General features: G+C 46.2%; 20 protein-coding genes. 19 read left to right on the forward strand and 1 reads right to left on the reverse strand.

Translation table 11 applies throughout. The features are described 5' to 3' along the window. Positions 1-11 precede the first annotated feature (11 nt). The 17 genes from NE665_RS15795 (at position 12) to NE665_RS15875 (ending at position 17,668) form a co-directional block, all read left to right on the forward strand. Positions 12-1,436: a cadherin-like beta sandwich domain-containing protein gene (locus NE665_RS15795; RefSeq protein ID WP_117444260.1), complete on the forward strand. Its 1,425-nt coding sequence runs from the start codon at positions 12-14 to the stop codon at positions 1,434-1,436. A gap of 173 nt (positions 1,437-1,609) precedes the next feature. Beyond that, on the forward strand, positions 1,610-2,866 hold the full coding sequence (locus NE665_RS15800; protein ID WP_117444261.1) for a cell division protein FtsA: 1,257 nt from the start codon (positions 1,610-1,612) through the stop codon (positions 2,864-2,866). 22 nt (positions 2,867-2,888) lie between these two features. Then, positions 2,889-3,986 carry a cell division protein FtsZ gene (gene ftsZ / locus NE665_RS15805; RefSeq protein ID WP_117444262.1) on the forward strand — a complete coding sequence of 366 codons (1,098 nt, stop codon included), beginning with the start codon at positions 2,889-2,891 and terminating at the stop codon, positions 3,984-3,986. A 5-nt stretch (positions 3,987-3,991) separates the two neighbouring features. After that, positions 3,992-4,438, forward strand: coding sequence for a hypothetical protein (locus NE665_RS15810; protein WP_117444263.1), 447 nt, complete (start codon positions 3,992-3,994; stop codon positions 4,436-4,438). Positions 4,439-4,756: 318 nt separating this feature from the next. Further along, complete coding sequence (locus NE665_RS15815; RefSeq protein ID WP_117444264.1) at positions 4,757-7,330, forward strand: cation-translocating P-type ATPase; 2,574 nt, start codon at positions 4,757-4,759, stop codon at positions 7,328-7,330. Between the two features lie 112 nt (positions 7,331-7,442). Then, on the forward strand, positions 7,443-8,777 hold the full coding sequence (locus NE665_RS15820; RefSeq protein WP_117444265.1) for a solute carrier family 23 protein: 1,335 nt from the start codon (positions 7,443-7,445) through the stop codon (positions 8,775-8,777). Positions 8,778-8,920: 143 nt separating this feature from the next. Further along, on the forward strand, positions 8,921-9,340 hold the full coding sequence (locus tag NE665_RS15825; RefSeq protein ID WP_117444266.1) for a hypothetical protein: 420 nt from the start codon (positions 8,921-8,923) through the stop codon (positions 9,338-9,340). Positions 9,341-9,351: 11 nt separating this feature from the next. Then, positions 9,352-10,215 (forward strand): radical SAM/SPASM domain-containing protein, encoded by an 864-nt coding sequence (locus NE665_RS15830; RefSeq protein WP_117444267.1) that lies wholly within the window; start codon positions 9,352-9,354, stop codon positions 10,213-10,215. Next, a complete protein-coding gene (locus NE665_RS15835) occupies positions 10,212-10,352 on the forward strand; it encodes a hypothetical protein (RefSeq protein WP_227163944.1) in 141 nt (46 codons plus the stop codon). The genes NE665_RS15830 and NE665_RS15835 overlap by 4 nt, the downstream gene beginning before the upstream one ends. A 96-nt stretch (positions 10,353-10,448) precedes the next feature. Beyond that, positions 10,449-10,751 (forward strand): hypothetical protein, encoded by a 303-nt coding sequence (locus NE665_RS15840; RefSeq protein ID WP_233104761.1) that lies wholly within the window; start codon positions 10,449-10,451, stop codon positions 10,749-10,751. A gap of 3 nt (positions 10,752-10,754) precedes the next feature. Further along, positions 10,755-11,183, forward strand: coding sequence for an SEC-C metal-binding domain-containing protein (locus tag NE665_RS15845; protein ID WP_233104762.1), 429 nt, complete (start codon positions 10,755-10,757; stop codon positions 11,181-11,183). Between the two features lie 5 nt (positions 11,184-11,188). Continuing rightward, positions 11,189-11,839: a non-canonical purine NTP pyrophosphatase gene (locus NE665_RS15850; protein WP_117444268.1), complete on the forward strand. Its 651-nt coding sequence runs from the start codon at positions 11,189-11,191 to the stop codon at positions 11,837-11,839. Positions 11,840-11,966: 127 nt separating this feature from the next. Further along, entirely contained in the window at positions 11,967-13,976 is a 2,010-nt protein-coding gene (gene recG, locus NE665_RS15855; RefSeq protein ID WP_117444269.1) for an ATP-dependent DNA helicase RecG, read from the forward strand. A gap of 39 nt (positions 13,977-14,015) precedes the next feature. Further along, complete coding sequence (gene rnc / locus NE665_RS15860) at positions 14,016-14,699, forward strand: ribonuclease III (RefSeq protein ID WP_117444270.1); 684 nt, start codon at positions 14,016-14,018, stop codon at positions 14,697-14,699. A gap of 186 nt (positions 14,700-14,885) precedes the next feature. After that, on the forward strand, positions 14,886-15,755 hold the full coding sequence (locus NE665_RS15865) for an Rpn family recombination-promoting nuclease/putative transposase (RefSeq protein WP_256302570.1): 870 nt from the start codon (positions 14,886-14,888) through the stop codon (positions 15,753-15,755). 249 nt (positions 15,756-16,004) lie between these two features. Next, the gene (locus NE665_RS15870; protein ID WP_117444915.1) at positions 16,005-17,333 is read left to right on the forward strand and encodes a 6-phospho-beta-glucosidase; all 1,329 of its coding nucleotides are present in this window, start codon (positions 16,005-16,007) and stop codon (positions 17,331-17,333) included. Between the two features lie 2 nt (positions 17,334-17,335). Further along, positions 17,336-17,668 (forward strand): hypothetical protein, encoded by a 333-nt coding sequence (locus NE665_RS15875; protein WP_117444914.1) that lies wholly within the window; start codon positions 17,336-17,338, stop codon positions 17,666-17,668. Positions 17,669-18,050: 382 nt separating this feature from the next. On the opposite strand, the gene NE665_RS15880 is transcribed toward NE665_RS15875, so the two are convergent. Beyond that, the gene (locus NE665_RS15880; protein ID WP_117444913.1) at positions 18,051-18,614 is read right to left on the reverse strand and encodes a hypothetical protein; all 564 of its coding nucleotides are present in this window, start codon (positions 18,612-18,614) and stop codon (positions 18,051-18,053) included. A 132-nt stretch (positions 18,615-18,746) separates the two neighbouring features. On the opposite strand from NE665_RS15880, the gene NE665_RS15885 reads away from it, so the two are divergent. Both NE665_RS15885 and NE665_RS15890 read left to right on the forward strand, forming a co-directional pair. Next, entirely contained in the window at positions 18,747-19,745 is a 999-nt protein-coding gene (locus NE665_RS15885; protein ID WP_117444912.1) for an FHA domain-containing protein, read from the forward strand. Then, positions 19,742-20,266, forward strand: coding sequence for a protein kinase (locus tag NE665_RS15890; RefSeq protein ID WP_117444911.1), 525 nt, complete (start codon positions 19,742-19,744; stop codon positions 20,264-20,266). The genes NE665_RS15885 and NE665_RS15890 overlap by 4 nt, the downstream gene beginning before the upstream one ends. The last annotated feature ends 7 nt before the right edge of the window (positions 20,267-20,273 follow it).

The raw sequence follows: 20,273 nt of genomic DNA on the forward strand, positions 1-20,273 counted from the left end.
GGAGTGTTTGCATGGATATAAAAAAGTTATGTATAGGAGGAGTAGCTACATTTCTGATATTGGAATTGATTCCAATCAAGGCGAGCAGTGTCGCTCCTGGAGAAGGATTTAGCGTTTCAGTATCTTGTGGGAATGTAGAAGGTACTGTAAATGCTTCTGCTAATAATGCGACAATCACAAGCGCAGGAAATTGGTGTGAACGGGGAGGTGTGATTGAGGTCAGTGCGGTTGCAGGCGGTGCTGGGACAGCAACTATAACCATTACTGGTATAGATGCAACAGGAAATGCAAATACAGCTAATCCAGTTGATTATAGTGGAGTGGCGATTGGCAGCACGAGTGTTAATGTTGTAGCACCTAGTAATAATATACCTTCGCAAAACCAGCAATCGAATAATAATGAACAGCAAACAGAGGAAAAAAAGCCTGAGGAAAAGAAACCGGAAGAAAAGAAGCTGTCAAGCAATGCCAATCTGGCAAGCCTGAGTATCTCTCAGGGAACACTGAGTCCGAAATTCTCAGCATCCAAGACAGAGTACACGGTAAATCTGAACGGGGATGTTTCCAGTATCAAGGTAAATGCGACTGCGGCAGACAGCAAGGCTATCGTATATGGAACGGGAACCAAAACCTTAAAGCCCGGAAAAAACACAATATCCATCAGTGTAGCGGCAGAGGATGGAAGCACCAAGGAGTATACGATCACAGTTAATGTCGATGAAACACCGCTTGTATACGTAACCTACAATGGAACAAAGCTTGGCTTTGTCCGCAGTCTGGATGGCGTTAATAAGCCTGCAAAATCCTTTGAAGCTGTGAAAATCAAGGTGGATGGCAAGGAAGTCAAGGCATGGAAGAGCAACCTGTTAAAGAAAACGGTCGTCTATCTGCAGGATGATAAAACAAAGGAAAAGAATTATTATATATACAATACAGATACAAATACAGTAGAGACTATGCTGCGCCCGATGGCTCTATTGGGAAACAATGTATTTATCGTAGATGTACCAAAGAATCTCCAGACGCGCGAAGGGATGACTTTCACAACGGTGAAAATCGATAAATATGAGCTGAACGGCTGGACCTTCAAGGATGCAGCCTTTGAAAATTACGCATTGCTTTATGTCATGGATGAAAAAGGCAACATGGTATATTACCAGTATGAAGCTACGGAAAAAACACTGCAGCTGTATTCCGGTGCCGCGACGATACCACAGACTGCCTATGATCAGTATCGCAAGGATGTTGATGCGTCACTGAAAAAGCATAAGCTCGTTATTTATGGGTTGGCCGGCGGCTGTGTGGTGCTTGCAGGATTGAGTGCATTTTTCTTCTTTCGTAAGAAAAAAACGGTGAAATATCAGAAACGAGCAATCTCCGGATCAAGAAGAGATGCGGAGGCAGACGCTTTGAGAAACATATCTGACGACAATTAAGAGAGGGAAAACCTCTCTTTATTTTAACCTTTGTGCACCTCTTTGAAAAAAAAGAAAAAATTTATGAGAAATCCTTGGAAATGGTTTTTAAACCGCTTAAATTATGATATCATATATGAGTATAAATGTACGCCGAAGGCTGGCTTAGCCAGTGTGGGTAAGGAGGTAACCTTATGAACAAAAAGGAAATATATGCCTCGATAGAAGTAGCGGATCATGAAGTACGCCTGGTTGTCGGTGAATTTTATGAAACGCGGTTTAATATTCTAAGAGTGGAAAAAGCTCCCATACAGGGAATTGAAAAACAGAAAATCATGGATGAACAGAATGTTGTAAACGGCATTATCAAGGCCAAGAAGCAGGCTGAGGATGCACTCGGATATCACATCGAGCGGGTTCTTGCGGCAATCCCTTCTGTCAACGTACAGCGTCATAACAAAAAGGTAAGCGTTGTGCCGGAGGCCAGCAGCAAACGCATTCGTCTGAGTGACATTCAAAAGGGGTTGAATGAAGCAGTCAGCTTTAAACCGGATCCACAGCTGGAGCTGGTCAATATCGGCTGCGTCAAATACATAACAAACGGTATCACTTCCAGAAAAATGCCGATCGATGAAACAGCAGAGGTTCTGATCATGAATGTCGATCTGCTGTATGCGGATAAAGAGGTTGTATATGCCTATGCGCGCTGCATTGAAAAAGCAGGACTGGAAATTCTGGATGTATGTCTGGATTCCTATGCCATGGCCAATGAAGCAGCGGTATTTGAACAGACGGTTGATAAATATGTCATACAGATTGACCTTGCAAGAGATCATACGACGCTTTCCCTGTTTACACATGGTAAGCTGGTGAATTGTGAGGTATTAGAGGATGGATACGGTGTATGGCTGCGCGATCTTATCGAACAGTATCACCTGAGCAGCAATGTAAGCTATCGACTGGCTCAGAATACCTGTACCTTTGATGCGGAAAATGCAAAGGATCAGATCATCTATATTTGGTCACAATCCGGTGAACAGAAGCAGATCAGCGAAAAGCAGGCGTGTGAAGCCATTGTTCCCTATGTAAAGGACTGGTTGAATATGATAAACGAAACCTGTGCTCCGATCATAGAGAGCGGCGATGTGCGCTATCTGCTAAGCGGTGAGGGCTGTGAAATTCCTTCCCTTCAGCAGCTGCTGCGCTATCTGAATGCACCTGCACAGATTTATGTTCCACAGACCATCGGTGTCCGTGAATGTTCCTATGTAACCTGTCTGGGCTTGTTTTACAGCTGGAGGGAACAGATGGCAATCCGCAGAGATGAGCGTGTCTGCTGCAATCCGCAGGAAGTGGAAGAAACCATGGATACGGTTACGAAGAAAAGCTCCGTCGATGAAGAGGGCGGATTTACAAGAAAACTGAAAAGCATTCTGTTAAGCGATAAATAAAAAGAGAGAGCGAGGAATAACGATGAGCGATTTACAGTTTGAACAGGTAGCAAATATTAAAGTATTTGGAATTGGCGGTGGCGGCTGCAATGCCGTGAACCGCATGGTTTCCGAAGGTGTCAAGGGTGTGGAATTTTATGTGGCAAACACAGATCTTCAGGCACTGAATATTTCTCCTGTTGAAAATAAAATTGTCCTTGGACGGGAAGTGACCAAGGGGCTGGGTGCCGGTGCGAATCCGGAAATGGGAAGACGTGCTGCCCAGGAAAATGAAAATGAAATTCGTGAAGCCATCAAGGGAAGCGATATGGTGTTTATCACCACAGGGCTTGGAGGAGGAACCGGGACCGGTGCTGCTCCGATGTTTGCGAAAATTGCAAAGGAAGAAGGGGCATTGACGGTAGGTATCGTTACAAAGCCGTTCACCTTTGAAGGAAAGAAGAGAATGAATTCTGCTGAGGATGGCCTTGCTGAGCTGAAGCAGTATGTCGATTCGTTGATTATCGTATCCAACAACAATCTGATTGAAGTCATTGGACGTCGTCCGCTGACCGAGGCTTTCCAGGCGGCAGATAATGTGCTGCGGCAGGGTGTGCAGACGATTACCGATTTGATTGCTGTTCCTGCACTGATCAACCTGGACTTTGCAGATGTGCGCACCATTATGGAAAATCAGGGCTCTGCACTGATTGGAATCGGTATGGCAGAGGGGGAAGACAAAGCCCGTGCTGCAGCTGAAAAAGCAATTCAGTCTCCCTTACTGGAGGCACAGATTACCGGAGCGAGCAATGCCATCGTCAATATCACCGGTGGGGAATCCATTACACTGTTTGACGCAGAGGATGCCATGGCGCTTGTACGGGAAGCTGCAGGCAATGACATCGATGCGATTTTCGGTGTTGCGATCAACGAAAAGCTTGGTGATTCCATCATCGTAACCGTTATTGCGACCGGATTCGATAAGGAAGAGGAAGAAGAGGAAGAAATTCCAGCAGCATCTGCATTTACACAGCCGGTTTCCCGGCCAAGTGCAAGAGTGCAGACTGAGGAAAAGCCACGGTATCAGGAATTGGAAGAAGATGACCGTGAAGGCATCCCATCCTTTTTCTCCCGTCGCTAGCGATCATGATATTTTATTATATTGATGACAGCATGCTGGCAAGAAATGAATTTGCCACAGCTGTTCTGCATCGTTTTGAATGCTGGATGGAGCATCATCCGGCAGACCTTGTGCTGGTAAGCACAGCACAAAAGGATAATCCGCAGCTGGAGCATTTTATTGATGCCATGAAGCACACGACCGTACTTGCCAGTCCTGCACAATTTGAATTTCAGGGAATTCGCGGAGATCTTCGCAATGGTTTTCTCTGTGTTGAGGGCTTTTCCGAGATGCAGAGCTTCAGTGGCTCCTTTGTAGCCTATGACACGAAGCGTGCTGTTTGCGAACGTATCTATCTGGAGCTGTTTATGGAGCATGATACATCCGATATGGACAGCTTTGTGGAGGAACTAGAAGAAATGCTGAGTGAAAAGCTGCAGATGCTCCAGAAAAAGAAATCTATCCTGAGCTGAATACGAGGACATGTTATTGTGACTGTCCTTTTTTTATGCGGAAGCTTTCAGGAAATAGCGATAGCTAAGGGATGAGTGCCGGACAGTTGAAGGCTGACAAGCCCACATGGCCTTTCCTCTTTCAGAACAAAGGATAAAGGCAGGTGGTTTAAGCATTGCTCGTAACCTTTTTTCCTCTTATGGGTTTCCATCCGCTTCATGTACAGGAGGGGCTGCCCCCATGAGCTTCCTTATTCCTGTCTGTTTCACAGAGGTTTTGTCGAAGCACACATATATCCTGTCTGCGCACATACATTGTGGTAGTGAAGGAGGGTGTATATGCCTTATCGAATGAACATACAGGAGGTAGTTCAGGAAACCTACAGTGACCTGGATAAGGGGCTGAGTGAACAGGAAGCTGCCGCCAGACTCCGGGACCAGGGGAAAAATGAGCTGCTGAAGAAGAAAAAGGAAACTGTCTTCCAGATGTTTCTGGAACAGTTTCAGGATCCGATGGTAATTATATTGATTATCGGAGCAATCGTATCGGTATTTTTAAAGGAGTACATTGACGCATCCATCATTCTGACCGTAATTATTCTGAATGCCATCATCGGCGTTGTACAGGAATTCAAGGCAGAAAAAGCAATCGATGCACTGGAAAAGCTGTCCACACCAAAGGCCTTTGTTGTCAGAGAGGGCTTTCTCAAGGAAATTGATTCCAAGGAGCTGGTCGTTGGCGATCTGGTGGAGCTGGAAGTGGGAGGATACATACCGGCCGATATGCGTCTGGTGTCATCCGTTAATCTGAAGGTGGAGGAAAGTACACTGACAGGAGAAAGTGAAGCGGTGGAAAAGGATGCGGCCCTGGTATATGATGAGGAAATCAATATCTCCGATCAGAGAAACATGGTCTTTATGTCCACCTATGTTACATATGGAAAGGCCAGAGGCATTGTCGTACGCACCGGTATGAGCAGTGAGGTTGGAAAGATTGCACGGATGCTGGATGAAACCAAAGAGGATATGACACCGCTGCAGGTGCGTCTTGCCCATTTGTCTAAAATATTGGGAATCGGCTCTGTAGGCATCTGTATTGCCATGTTTGTGGTTGCTGTATTGCAAGGAAGAGACCTCTTTGATATGCTGCTGCTTTCGATTTCACTTGCTGTCGCTGCCATACCGGAGGGACTTCCTGCTGTCGTTACCATCGTACTTGCACTTGGTGTTCAGGTGATGAGCCGCAACAATGCCATTATCCGAAAGCTGCATGCAGTGGAAACACTGGGCTCTGTCAGTGTCATCTGTTCGGATAAGACAGGAACGCTGACACAGAATAAAATGCATGTGGTATCCTCTTATGCAAATGGTGCCCTGCAAACCCGCAGTGAGGAGCTGCTGCGCGGCTTCTGTTTATGCAACAATGCAACCGTGCAGAAGGAGGAAATTCTTGGAGAGCCTACCGAAGCTGCTTTGCTGGCGTTTTGCGAAGATAACGGTATGCATAAGGATGCAGAGGACCTATCCTATGTGAGAGTGAATGAAATCAGCTTTGATTCCACGCGTAAGCTCATGACAACGATTCATCAGCACGGCAAAGAGTACGTGGCATTCACCAAGGGTGCCTTGGAAAAGGTGCTGGACCTATGTACACAGGTGCGCATGGATGGCACAACCGTGCGTATGAGCAGCTATGAGAAAAACCGCATACTGGAAGCAAGCAAAAAGGTCAGCAGCGATGCACAGCGTGTTCTTGCTCTGGCTGTTCGTACGCTGAAAAGTCCGCATGAAAGTGCTGTGGAAAGCAAAATGACCTTCATCGGCTTTGCCGGCTTAATCGATCCACCTCGCGAGGAGGTGCGGGATTCCATCAGGCTGTGCCACAAGGCAGGTATTCAGGTTGTTATGATTACGGGTGATCATCCGCTCACTGCCTTTGCCATTGCCCGCAATCTGGGAATCGCCAAACATGAACAGCAGGTGATTACCGGAAAAGAGCTGGATGAAATGAATGAGGAAGCATTGGCACAGCATGTACAGAGCTATTGCGTATATGCCCGGGTAACACCGGAGCATAAGGTTCGTATCGTCAATGCATTTAAAAAGCATCAGCTTGTCGTTGCCATGTCAGGAGACGGCGTGAATGATGCACCGAGTTTGAAAAATGCAGATATCGGTATCGCTATGGGAAAAACAGGAACCGATGTATGCAAGCAGGCCTCTGATATGATTCTTGCGGATGATAACTTCGCAACGATTGTCGAGGCAGTGGAGCAGGGAAGAAATATTTATCTGAATATTCAGAAGGCAGTGCTTTATCTTCTAAGCTGCAATCTTGGTGAAATCATGTCGCTGTTTCTTGCTATTGTCTTTATGCCGCATGTGGTCTCCACCTTATCTGCCATACAGATTCTATGGGTCAATCTGGTGACGGATGCCTTTCCGGCTCTGGCACTAGGCGTGGATCCGATGGATAAATTCATCATGGAAGAAAAACCGCGGGATCGCCAAGAGAGTCTGTTTGCGCACGGCGGTATGATATTCACGATTATGAACGGTATGTTCATCGGTACGATTACCCTGGTTGCGTTCCGTAACGGTCTGGATGTCAGTCCTGCCAAGGCACAGACCATGGCCTTCATGGTATTATCGATTTCTCAGCTGTTTCATGCATTGAATCTGCGTTCCCGTACGCATTCCATACGGGAGGTTGGAATCATGCAGAACAAATGGCTGATTCTGACGATGGTGTTTGGTATCACATTGCAGATTGCGGTATGCCAGCTGCCAATCTTCAATATGCTGCTGAAAACTGTTCCACTGGATTTGACCTCCTGGACAATGGTTCTCGGCATGTCCTTCAGTATTATCCTTATCAATGAAATCAGCAAGTGGATAGCCAAAGAGAGGTAGCATGTTTGCCCCGAAATATGGTATACTACTCCTGTTGACCATTGGCAGGTACATATGACTCTGGTCCTGTGTGCCTGCTTTTTCTATGGTCTTTTTGAAAAGGAGTAGATGTATGAAGCATTTTGAAGAACATGTCGAGGACATTTCTCTCATTCTGGACGAAGAGGAATGCTCGGATACAAAGCAAACAGATATGATTCTGGATGTCGGGGATCGTCCACCGCTGCTGCAATGGCTGTTTCTGAGCTTTCAGCACGTATTTGCAATGTTTGGGGCAACAATCCTGGTACCGACGCTGACAGGCTTGCCTGTTTCGGTAGCACTTTTTGCAAGCGGTGTGGGAACGCTGATTTATACGTTTGTGACTAAGCGCAAGGTTCCGGTATATCTGGGAAGCTCCTTCGCCTATATCAGCGCAGTGGTAATCGCAATCAAGGCGATGGGTGGCAGCGTGGATGCTGCACAGACCGGGCTGATGCTGGTTGGTGTGATCTATGTAGTCGTTGCATTGATCGTACGCGTTATCGGAAAGGAATGGATCGATAAGCTGCTGCCGCCAATCGTTATCGGCCCAATGATCGCGGTAATCGGATTGGGGCTTGCGGCGAATGCTGTCGGTAATGCCCAATTCATAAAGGATGGGGATCCCCGTGCCATGATCGTCGCAATCGTCACCTTTTTGATTGCGGCCTTGATTTCCACAAAGGCGAAGGGGTTTTTCAAAATAATCCCGTTTCTGATTGCCATTCTCGGTGGCTACGTGTTATCCCTATGTCTGGGACTGGTTGATTTTCAGGCGGTCGTGGATGCCAAATGGCTGTCCTTTCCTGATTTTATCCTGCCCTTTAAAGTTGGAAATTTCCGCACCTATAACTTGTATTTTGGTCCGGAAACGCTTGCGATTCTGCCGGTTGCACTGGTTACGATTTCTGAGCATATCGGAGATCATACGGTACTTGGGAAAATCTGTGGACGCAATTTCCTAAAGGACCCGGGCTTGGAGCGTACACTGATGGGGGATGGAATCGCAACCGCGGTTTCTGCCTTCCTTGGAGGTCCGGCGAATACGACCTACGGAGAGAATACCGGTGTGATCGGTATGACAAAAATAAGCAGTGTTTATGTGACAGGCGGGGCTGCCTGTATCGCGATTCTGCTGTCCTGCGTTGGTAAGATTTCCGCCTTTATCTCAACGATCCCTGCCTGCGTATTGGGTGGTATGAGTATTCTTTTATACGGGGTCATTGCCAGCAACGGCCTGCGTGTCCTTGTCGATAATAAAATTGATTTTGGAAAGCAGCGCAATCTGGTTATCGCCTCTGCCATGCTCGTCATCGGTCTTGGCGGTGCCATACTTCCTGTGGGAAGCTTCATGACCCTTTCGGGAACCGCATTATCTGCGCTTGTCGGTATCATCTTGAATCTGATTCTGCCAAAAGCGTCTTAATTCTTGAGAACAACCAAGCAGTATATGAAAGAAGATGAATTCCTGAACATACGGGATTTATCTTTTTTTCATACAATGCATAAACCTAATAAAAATTCTTATTTAGGATACAGATATAACATGAATTACGCTATAATTATGCTATGGACGAGGAAATAAAAAAGGCTTTGACACCAAAGGAAGCAAAAAAAGAGAAGATGAGAAGAAAACGGCAGTTGCGAAAGGAACGGGAAATACGAAAATTTTGCAAAGACACGGCAAACGAGGAGCTGCTGTTTCGCTTCATGAAAGCATATTCCATGAATGAAAGCATGGCGCTGAAGACACTGAATGAGTACCATATTGAAATAACCCGGCAACAGATTGCGTACGCAAGGAAAAAGAAGAAGGAAATTCAGGCAAGCAACAAAAGGAAGAGAATGCTAAAGAAAGAGCGAAAGCAACGGTTATTGCAGGAGAGGGAATACCAGGCATATAAAGCGGATGTCTGTTTGCGTTTCATAGAGACGGGGCAGATCGATACACTGGAGGAATCTGAGATTATCAGGGAAGAATTTTTTTAAAGGAGAAGAGAATGCAGTTTAAACGAATTTATGTGGAAATAACGAATACATGCAATCTGTCCTGCAGCTTCTGCATACAAAATCAAAGAAAGCCCCGCAGGATGTCAGTTGCGGAATTTTCACATGTCATCAGAGAAATCAAGCCATATACCAAGCACGTGTATCTTCATGTGCTGGGAGAACCACTTTCCCATCCGGATCTGGGGGCGTTTTTACAGATTTGTGATGAGCAGGGAATGCAGGTAAATCTGACAACGAACGGCACCCTGCTGAAAACATGCCGGGATGTTCTCATGAACAGCAGACTGCGGCAGGTCAATGTATCTTTGCATAGCTTTCCCGAGCATGAACAGCCGCAATATCTGAAGCATGTCTTCTCTGTGTGTGAGGAGCTTGCCCAGCGTGGTGTACATATCAGCTATCGCTTGTGGAGTGTACAAAATGGCAGGCTGTCCGATGAAAGCACAAGGCTTCTTCAGCAGCTGGCACAGCATTATCACATACCGCATCCGCAGGAATTTGAAAAGCGTATGCGTCTGGATGTGGGAGACCATCTGCATCTAAATATGGAATCGGTGTTTCAATGGCCGTCCTTGCAGCATCCGTATGTATCCGATTACGGGCGATGTCTTGGGATGATGCAGATGTGTGCGATTCTGAGTGATGGAACTGTTGTACCCTGCTGTCTGGATTCCAAAGGAGATACAGCACTGGGAAATATATTTACACAGTCGTTTTCCTCTATACTTTGCAGTGAGCGCGTTATACAGATGAAAGCGGGCTTTGCACAGCATAAAGTCGTGGAGGAGCTGTGTAAGCATTGCAGCTACCGGCTGCGCTTCACAGAAAAAAAGAGAGTAGAAAAAAGTGTATGAAAGAAGAAAGTATTAGAGAATTCTCATTTTTTCAACAGTATGTCACGGAATTGAGCGAGTCGGGTATTGCGATGAAGGCTGCAGAAGCTTGCATAATGAAGGAGCTGCTGGAAGCGGATAAACAGCTTCCGGAATGAGAGCTTTTGACCAATTCTTCGTTTGTGGAATTCATTATGATGAACATTGTTAAAGATGTAGCACATGAGGAAAAGGACATCCCCCTTTCCTGAGTAATGGAAACCATAGAGGAGCTGGCGTCTACAAACACCGAAGAAGAAGCGCTTCCGTTGATTACAGAATTTGTTATGAATCTTAGAAGGCTTGTAAAGAAAAAGAGAACACGGAATATCCGCAAGCTTACAACTACAGATAGAAACTATCATGAGATTGAAAATCTGCTGAGTGAATTGGATCTGCATTTGATGAATGCAAGTTCCTATCCATGGTCACAGGCCCTGCTTGTGGATATTTTGAGAAATGTGGATCTGGATTCAATAACGAAAGGAAATTATGAACGCGCCTATGCGGATATTTAGGAAATGCGTGAGGAACAGGAAGCCTGTGATGCCTGTTATAATCGTTTAATAAAACACTATTCTGAAGATGCCAACATCTTATATGGATGGCTTTCTCAAACGTGGATGCGCAAGGACTATGATGCCTGCTATGATATGATCAAACGTGGGCTACAGCTGCTGGATAGCTTTTTTCAGGAGATGTTTTTGGATATTGCACGGGATATCGCAGAACAAACCGGTGATGACAGTGCCTATGTGCAATGGAAAAAGCAATATGGGAAGAAGAATATATATAAACAAAATTTGACGGGTACCCAGGGAAATAAAATACAGCTGCCACTGGATATCCGCGCCTATACGGACGCAAAGCCCAATCAACCGTGTCCCTGCGGTAGCGGGAAGAAATTCAAGGCGTGCTGTAAAAAAATACCGGATAAAACAGAGGCATAGGGTGTATGAATATACTTGTAGGAACAACCAACAGAAACAAGGTACAATCTGTACAGCGTTATCTGCAGGCATATGACGTGCATCTTGTGACACCACAGGATTTACAGCTTCATGTAAGGATTGAAGAGGATGGTGCGACACCGATTGAAAATGCAAAGATCAAGGCACTTGCCTATTATCGCTCTGCCCGTATACCGACCGTTGCTTTCGACAGTGGTCTGTATTTCCTCGATTTGAAAGAGGATGACCCGCTGCAGCCGAAAACATACGTTCGTCGTGTACAGGGGAGAGAATTAAACGATGAGGAAATGATCAGCTATTATTGCGGAATAGCCGCAGACTTCGGGGGACGCCTGCTTTCCGCCTACCGTAACGGGGTTTGCGTTGTGTACGATGAACAGCACATTTATACGTATATGGAGGATATGGAAACGGCAAGAGACTTCGCCTTTTATCTCTGCGACACGCCGCATGAACAGCGTACACCGGGATGGCCGCTTGATTCTATTTCTATCGATGCAAAAACGATGAAGTATTTTCATGATATGGCGGATGCAGAGTATGCAACTGCAGGGGAGGATGAAAAACGACTTTCCTCGTATAGAAATATGCTGGTATTTTATCGTAGGGCATTCCATCTGGAAGAGACATCCTAACACCTGTTTTCCCAAGGGAAGGCTGTTTATCACATCAGAAAAAGGAAATTGTTCATCCTTTTTGCTTTCCGGTTATAAAGAATACCAGATTCATGATATAATAACACTCGAAAAAGGATGCGTGGACATGGAATTAAAAGCATTGCGTATATCAGAAAAAAAGGCAGAGGTTCTTCATAGTATGCAGATTATGCAGGCAGAGGATCTTTTAACCTGTTATCCGTTTCGGTATGAAAATCTGGAGGCAAAGCCCCGGGATACATGGGAAAAGGAAGACAGGATTATCCTTGAAGCTGTTATTGTAAACCGGGCAAGGGTGATCCGCTTCAAGGGAAAACAGAGTGTTACCCGCTTTAAGGTAATGCTGGAGGATGAGGAATTTGATGTTTCTCTGTTTAACCGTCCCTGGGTATCGGCCTTTACCATAGGGAAAATGATTACCATTATCGGAAAATATGATGGCGGTAGCCGGATCACTGCGCTGCAGTATAATTTTAAGCCGATGCGGGCACAGCTGGGGATTCATCCGGTATATAATGTTCGCGAGGGCATTACCCAGAAGGAGCTTGTTCGCTATATCGATAAGGCATGGCAGGCTTTGCAGGATCAGATTCCAGATGTGATTCCAAAGCCGTATCTGGAGAAGTATCGTCTGATCCCCAGAAGGCAGGCTTTGTATTTCATTCATCACCCAGCCAGTATGGAGGCGGTGAAGCAGAGTTTACGTCATTTGAAATATGAGGAATTTCTGAAATTCCAGCTAAGTATGCAGGCATTAAAGGCAAGGGATACAGAAATGGTCCAAGGGAGTGCCAAACAGTTTTCGATGGAGGACGTCATGGATTTAAAGCATGCCCTGAGCTTTAACCTGACCGATGACCAGAACAAGGTCATTGAGGAGATCTTACAGGATCTATCCAGTGACAAGGTGATGTATCGCATGGTACAGGGGGATGTCGGCTGTGGAAAGACGATGGTGGCGGCCTTTGGATTATATGCCTGTGTTTTAGCACATAAGCAGGCGGTCTTCATGGCACCCACGGAAATTCTTGCCAAGCAGCATCTCGCAAATCTGCAGCGATTGTTTGCGGACTTTGATATCACCGTTGACGTACTGTATTCCAGTCTGAAGCCGGTACAGAAGCGGGCGGTGCTGGAGCGATTGAAGCATAATGAAATCGATATTCTCGTTGGTACGCACGCACTGTTTCAGGATGATGTGGAATACTACGATTTGGGCATGGTGGTAGCGGATGAGCAGCACCGTTTCGGTGTTGCCCAGCGAAAGAGAATGCTGGAAAAGGGAGAGAAGGTTGATTTTCTGTTGATGAGTGCGACGCCGATTCCCCGTACACTGGCGATTTCTCTATATGGCGATATGGATGTGTCTACGATTCAGGAGCTGCCCAAGGGACGCTCTGCGGTAACGACAAAGCTGATTTCCAGCCGCTCGATGAGCCCAATTCTGGAAACCGTGCTGGAAAAAATAGACGAGGGAGATCAGTGCTATGTGGTCTGCCCAGCGATTGAGAAAAATGAGGATATGGATATGCGCAATGTGACGGATATCTATGAGGGGATGTGCGCATCTTTGGGACGGCGGTATCGCATTGCCCTGCTGCATGGAAAAATGAATACACAGGAGAAGGATGATGTCATGGAGCGCTTCCTGCGCAAGGAAGTCGATATTCTGGTTTCCACAACGGTGATTGAGGTTGGTGTGGATGTAAAGGATGCCAATATCATGGTGATTTACGATGCACACCGCTTCGGACTCTCACAGATACATCAGCTGCGCGGCAGAGTCGGAAGAGGAACGCGTCCCGGGTATTGTTATTTGTTAAGCAGTACAAAGGATCCGGATTCCCTGCAGCGCTTAAAAATCTGTGAACAGACAAGAGACGGCTTTGCGATAGCCCGTGCGGACCTGCAGCTCAGAGGCCCCGGCGATATTCTGGGAACCAGACAAAGTGGTGTTCCGGGCTTTATTCTGGGCGATGTGATTCAGGATGCCAATATTCTGGAGGTTGCGCGTGCAGATGCTGCGGAAATTCTTGCTCATCTGGATACAATCGGCTATGAAGAGATAAAAATGTATGTCGAGCATACAGTTGGGAGTGCGACATACCTCGATTAGTGGTATAATATACAGGAAAATAAGAGGAGATACTACGTAATGGATACAATATTTGAATGGTTAAAGGAGCGCAATATCGCGTATTCCGATAAGAAGCTGATTACACAGGCACTTGTGCATTCTTCCTATGTGAATGAGCATAAGTCCTATGCACATGATAATGAGCGTCTGGAGTTTATGGGGGATGCTGTATTGCAGCTGTGGACAACAAAGAAGCTGTTTCTGCTGGAGCCGGAGCTGAGCGAAGGGCAGATGACGACACTTCGTGCACAGCTTGTCTGCGAGGAGGCACTGGCGGAATACAACCGGCAGCTGGGTCTTGGGAAATATCTGATGCTTGGCGTTGGTGAGGAAAAGACAGGCGGAAGACAGCGGGATTCCATTCTGGCGGATATGTTTGAGGCACTGCTTGGTGCAGTGTTCCTGGATCAGGGGATGGAGGCAATCAACATCATTTTATCTGCGGTCGTTACGCCTGCCATCAGTCGCCCGAAGAGTGAAAAGGTGATTGATTATAAGACGAAGCTGCAGGAATACATACAGTCGGATTCCCGCAAGACCGTGCATTATGAAACCGTAAATGTTTCCGGTCCGAGCAACAAGCCGGAATTTGAGGTTATCGTCATGCTGGACGATATCAATCTGGGACGTGGTAAGGGCTTCTCAAAGAAGCGGGCGGAACAGATGGCGGCCAAGGATGCCTTTGAAAAAATGGTGAAATAGCAGGTAAGAGCCTATTTCATCTTGCTATCTGTAAGCGTCATTTTAAACAGGCTCTTTTTCCAGGACTCTATGTCTGCAGTTCAAATAAAATCAGAAACGCAAAGAGACACTTTTCGTCAGTATAAACGAAAGCCATGTGCTGTTATAGATATGGCTTTTTTTACTGTCAGGAGTGCGGACTCTGAAATGCTGAGAAGCAGGATCATTGAAGAAATTTACGGATTGAAGGTTCAAAAGACAAGGGTGTTGAATCCGGAGCTGTTACCGGAAGTCTTTTTTGGAAAACGAGCGGTGCTGGATGTTGTGTTGGAGGATGAGACAGGTCATTTTTATGATTTGGAAATGCAGGTATCCGGATACACGAGGGAGGAACAGCTGCGTTTTCAACAGTATGGCTACCGCCTGGTCGGCAGACAGCTGAAGCAGGGGGATGATTACACAAGGCTGAAGCCGTTTTACCAGATCATTTTTCTGAATTGCAGACCAAACGATACAGGACGTATGATCCGTCATTACACGGTAAAGGATGAGGATAACCGGGAGGAGCAAAACGGTACGCTGCATCGAGCGATTGTATTTTTACCGCTGATCAGACAGCGCATCAGGGAAGTGGGAGGCGTAGAAAACCTGACAGAGTTTGAAACCTTCTGCTATGTACTTGCATATAATCCGGATGATGTTATACTAAACATGAAGAGAAGGATGGTGAAGGTTGCTGTGGAAAAATATAATGAAATGCGAGAGGATGGTCCGTTATTCAGCTGGGCGGAATCGATAGAATTTGCGCAGCGTGCAGTAGACGCCAATCTGAAGGAGCAAACAGCTGAAGCTGAAAGGGGAGGCTTTGAAAAAGGCCAAGAAAAAGGTGAGGAAAAAGGAAAAAAAGCATTCCTGAAATCACAAATAGCATACAAATATGGGATCGAGGATGATTGGGTAGACACACTGTCAAATCATCAGATTGAGGATGCAAGTATTCGGATTCTGGAATGTGATACGTATCGTGATTTAAAAGGCAAGATGGAGAATAAGGAAATAAGGAAGCAAAATAAGTAGACTATATGAAGTCTGCAAGAAGCTGTATGTACATATCCAATGTAGGGAAGCGATTGTTCCTATCCATCGCTTCCTTTTTCATTTCAGGGCGTTCCTGCTGTTTTTACAGCCGTATATATTTCTGTGCAGAAATAGCGCATATGCAAAAAATGCAAGATAGAAATGAAAACGGTATCTTTTTTCATTTACGGATGGGGAAACTCATGTTATAATTCAGTTGCAGTGGTATATACCACTAAGGAGGACGAGATGAAAAAAGATCTTGTGAAAATCGTGACGATAGGAGGCGGCTCCTCTTATACGCCCGAGCTTGTCGAAGGATTTATTCGACGCTACCATGAACTTCCAGTCGGTGAATTATGGCTGGTCGATATCGAAGAAGGACGAGAAAAGCTGGAAATCGTCGGTGCTCTCGCTCAGCGCATGGTGAAAAAGGCAGGTTTGCCGATGAAGGTGATTCTTTCCTATGATCGTAAGGCTGCCTTAAAGGATGCGGATTTTGTAACGACACAGATGCGCATCGGACGTTTGCCGGCACGAGTTCTGGATGAACGGATTCCCCTGTCCCATGGGATGATCGGACAGGAAACCAATGGTGCAGGAGGTATGTTTAAGGCGTTTCGTACCATTCCGGTGATACTGGATATCGTAAAGGATATGCAGACGCTTTGTCCAAACGCATGGATGATCAACTTCACGAATCCGGCAGGTATGGTCACGGAAGCCGTACTACGCTATACGGATTTCAAAAAGGTGATTGGATTGTGTAATGTCCCTGTCAATATGGTCGCAGGTATTGCCAATATTCTAGGTGTAACGGAAAATCGTGTTACTATGCAGCTGCAGGGTGTGAATCACCATATCTTTGCGACAGATGTATTTCTTGACGGTGTGAGTGTTATGGATGAGGTTGTGGAGCGTTATGCGAACGTAAAGCCTGCGGATGTTCTGGCAATGAAGAATTTCATATCCCTGCCGTATTCCCCGGCCTTTATTCGCGGGCTACATGCAATTCCATGCCCGTATCATAATTATTATTTTTTCACAAAGGAACAGCTGGAGGAAGAACAGGAGCAGTTCGCAAAGGGGAATGTGCGTGGTGAGGTCGTTTCCCGTGTGGAAGAGGAGCTCTTTGAATTGTATAAGGATGAGCAGCTGGATGTAAAACCGAAGCAGCTGGAAATGCGCGGGGGTGCCAAATACAGCGACGCGGCATGCAATCTGATTGCATCCATCTATACAGATAAACGAGACATTCAATATGTGGATGTACAGAACAATGGCTGTATCAGTGATCTACCGGATGAAAGCGCTGTTGAGGTTGCCTGCATGATTACGGCAGATGGTCCAAAGCCGCTGGCTACCGGAGAAATGAAGCCGACAATTTCCGGAACGATTCATAATATCAAGGCGTTTGAGCGTATGGTCGTTGAAGCGGCAGTTACAGGAAATCGTGATTTGGCGGTAACGGCATTGAATATGAACCCACTGTGTCCAAGTGATCGTCTTGCCAACATTGTAGTAGATGAGCTGATTGAGGCACATAAGGATTATCTGCCCCAGTTTCGTGGGAAATAGCTATGAGGCTGCAGGGGAAGGACATTTATGTTCGCAATCAGACAGCGAGCAAGGTAACGGATCTATGCTTTTTGTATCCAGGGGGCGCAGCACCGCATACCGTGAAAAAGATACCGCCGCATCAGCATCAGCTGGAGTTCATTTATGATTTCAGCATAGCCGGTGCAAAGGATCTGGCGTTTTATTTTCTTGATGATGAGGATACGAAATTCATTTTTCATAAGGAGCTGGATGCAGAGCATCAGAATCAGCCGCTGTATGTTTACATAACCATACAGGATGGCAGGCGCTGTGTGCGTAAGGATCCTCATGGGAAGGAATTGTATCAGGAATAAGATACCGCATTTGCATAGCGAAACAAAAGAACACGATCTGTTTTAGATTCAGAGCGTGTTCTTTTGTTGTTTGATCAACATAGATGCAGCTGAACGATATGCTGCGTAAGGTGCAGTAGGCACAAAGAAGCATGGTTGTACAGAAGCTGCGTAAGGCAGGGAACACAGCAGGCTGCACAGCTGAAGCTTGAACGACAAAAAAGGGAAGATATCAAACAAAGCGCATTGTACACCGGGCGTAGGATTTTGCTATGTATCACTTCTGTATGCCTGAAGATAGCAGGGAAAGAAACGTGGAATCAAGATTCCGAAGCGAAAAGCCTGCTTATCTCTTTCGTGGCTCTTCTTTGCATCTCAAGTATGGGACATTTGCGTGATGATATTACTGCATCTGTTGGCTTTTGTTCAAAAAGTTGTTGACCCTATACAAATATATTGACATAGCCATCGGAAAGCATATCTCCAGCAGTGTTGATACTCCGCCATTCAACAAATACAGGAGAAGCTCAAATACGACAAGCACGGCATAAGGTCGTGCGGTTCTTTGAAAAGCAGTTAAATCTCTGGCAAGCAGCTCACACAGTATATGACAGATCAAAAGGACGTACAGAACGGTGGCTCCCATCGCAAGGCGTGTATGCCATTTCGACAGTGCAGCATGTACATAGGGGGCATAGGGAAGCAGTACGGAAACGACCATCCCCAGACAGCTGAGCAGTAACGCAAGCCGTCCCAGCCGGTTGCAGTATCCGATTGAAGTCATCCATCTTCTCGTATAGACATAAAAATACAAAGCAGCACTCGCTGCCCATAAAAGCAGATACCAGCGCATATGCAGAGCATTTCCCAGATGGGAAAGATTTTCCGAAAGCGGTCTGACAAACCACAGGGTATTGAGATTGATGATCCAGATACCTGCAATGTATAATTTTTGATGAAAGCGCATGAGCATTCTCCTTTACAGCAATCTATTATACCATTTGAAAAATGTGAAAAAATGTGAAATCATGAAATTTTTAGGAGTTTCATGTTTTTTTTACGTATTTACTAGTGTAAAAAGCAAGATGAGGTGATAAGAATGGATGCTATGTTAAAGCATATGGAAGTTCGTGACGATGGTTTTCTGGAGGTGATATTAAAGCGGGCAAAGGATTTTGATGAGTATATCTTTCAACAGATTCATAAGGATGAGCGCTGTCTGCTTTGTGTGCGTGATCCCCGCAGCAAAACCAGATTGTATTATGATACCAAAGGATATCTTACCTTGAAGGAATATTTACAGGCGCATCTGTTTGCGGAGAACGAGCTGTTGCCGTTTCTGCTGTATGTTCTGGAGGATATGGTACAGGTGAATGCCGGAAAACCGGTGTCCATGCGGCTGGAGCATGTATTTCTCAGCTATGACGGAGGTCTTTTACGCTTTCTTGTAGTTCCTCTGCTTGTGGACAACTGGCTGTTTCAAAAGGAGGAGCTGAAGCAGTTTATCAGGGATTTTCTGGATTGTGTCCGTGTAACACAGGATTTTGCGGCACTGGGATTTCTGGGGTGCTGTCTGCGTAAGGCGGACTTGACGCTCCCTCTTGTATTACAGGGACTGCATGATTTACAAAATGCACAGGCAAAGCCGCCGGGACTTCTGGAAAAGCTGTTTCATATCACAAGGGAGGAGCCGTTTCAGGTACGTGATCTGCCGGCTTTGAAAACGCTGAACGTATCGTCCCTTGCTGTCGCAGAGGAGAGCGGCGGCTATGCGCTACAGAAGGAGCTGGACAGTTCAACGCAGGAACTGCTTGCACCGGATTGCAGCTGTCTGGTGGATTTGAAATCATGGAGCAGCATCCGTGTGGATAAGGCGCAGTTTACAATCGGAAGAGCAAAGGACAATGATCTGGTGCTGCATGGTAAAACCGTATCGCAGCATCACGCCTGTATTGAGCAGGGAGTGCTGAAGGACTGCGGCAGCGCGAATGGTACGTTTGTCAATGGAGAGCGCGTGACATCCTGTGAGCTGAAGGATCAGGATGTCATACGGTTTGCGAATCTGCAGTTTCGCTGGCAGAAGGAGGAAACCGCATGAATCTGCGCTATCAACTCTGTGCCTGTCTGTATCAGGGAAGAGCCAGTGAGGTGTTTCTGGTACAGGATATCATGACATCGCAGCTGTATGCATTAAAGCGTATCGTACGGCATTCTACAGCATTTTCGGATACCTATTTGCGGGCGATCTATCAAAGAGAAGCGTGTATGCTGGGATGGCTGCAGCATGAGCGTATCCCGCATGTAGTATCCGCCTTTGAGGAGGAACAGCATCGCTGTATTCTGATGGAGTATATCCCTGGTGTTTCCCTATCGCATATCCAGGGCTGCAGCAGCGATAAAACGCGTCTGAGCTGGTGCCTGCAGCTGGGAGCGCTTTTGCAGTATCTGCATGAGCAGCAGATTGTGCATCTGGATATCAAGCCGTCCAACTTGCATTACTGGAAGGGAAACGTCTATTTACTGGATTTTGCGACCAGCCGTTTTCTGCAGGAGCAGGATGTCGCAGCCGCGGTGTCTCCCCGGCTATTCTCCTGTGGAGGCAGGCACTATAGGCTGTGATGAGCGA

The organism is Clostridium sp. DFI.1.208, from assembly GCF_024463855.1.
Taxonomy (GTDB): domain Bacteria; phylum Bacillota_I; class Bacilli_A; order Erysipelotrichales; family Erysipelotrichaceae; genus Clostridium_AQ.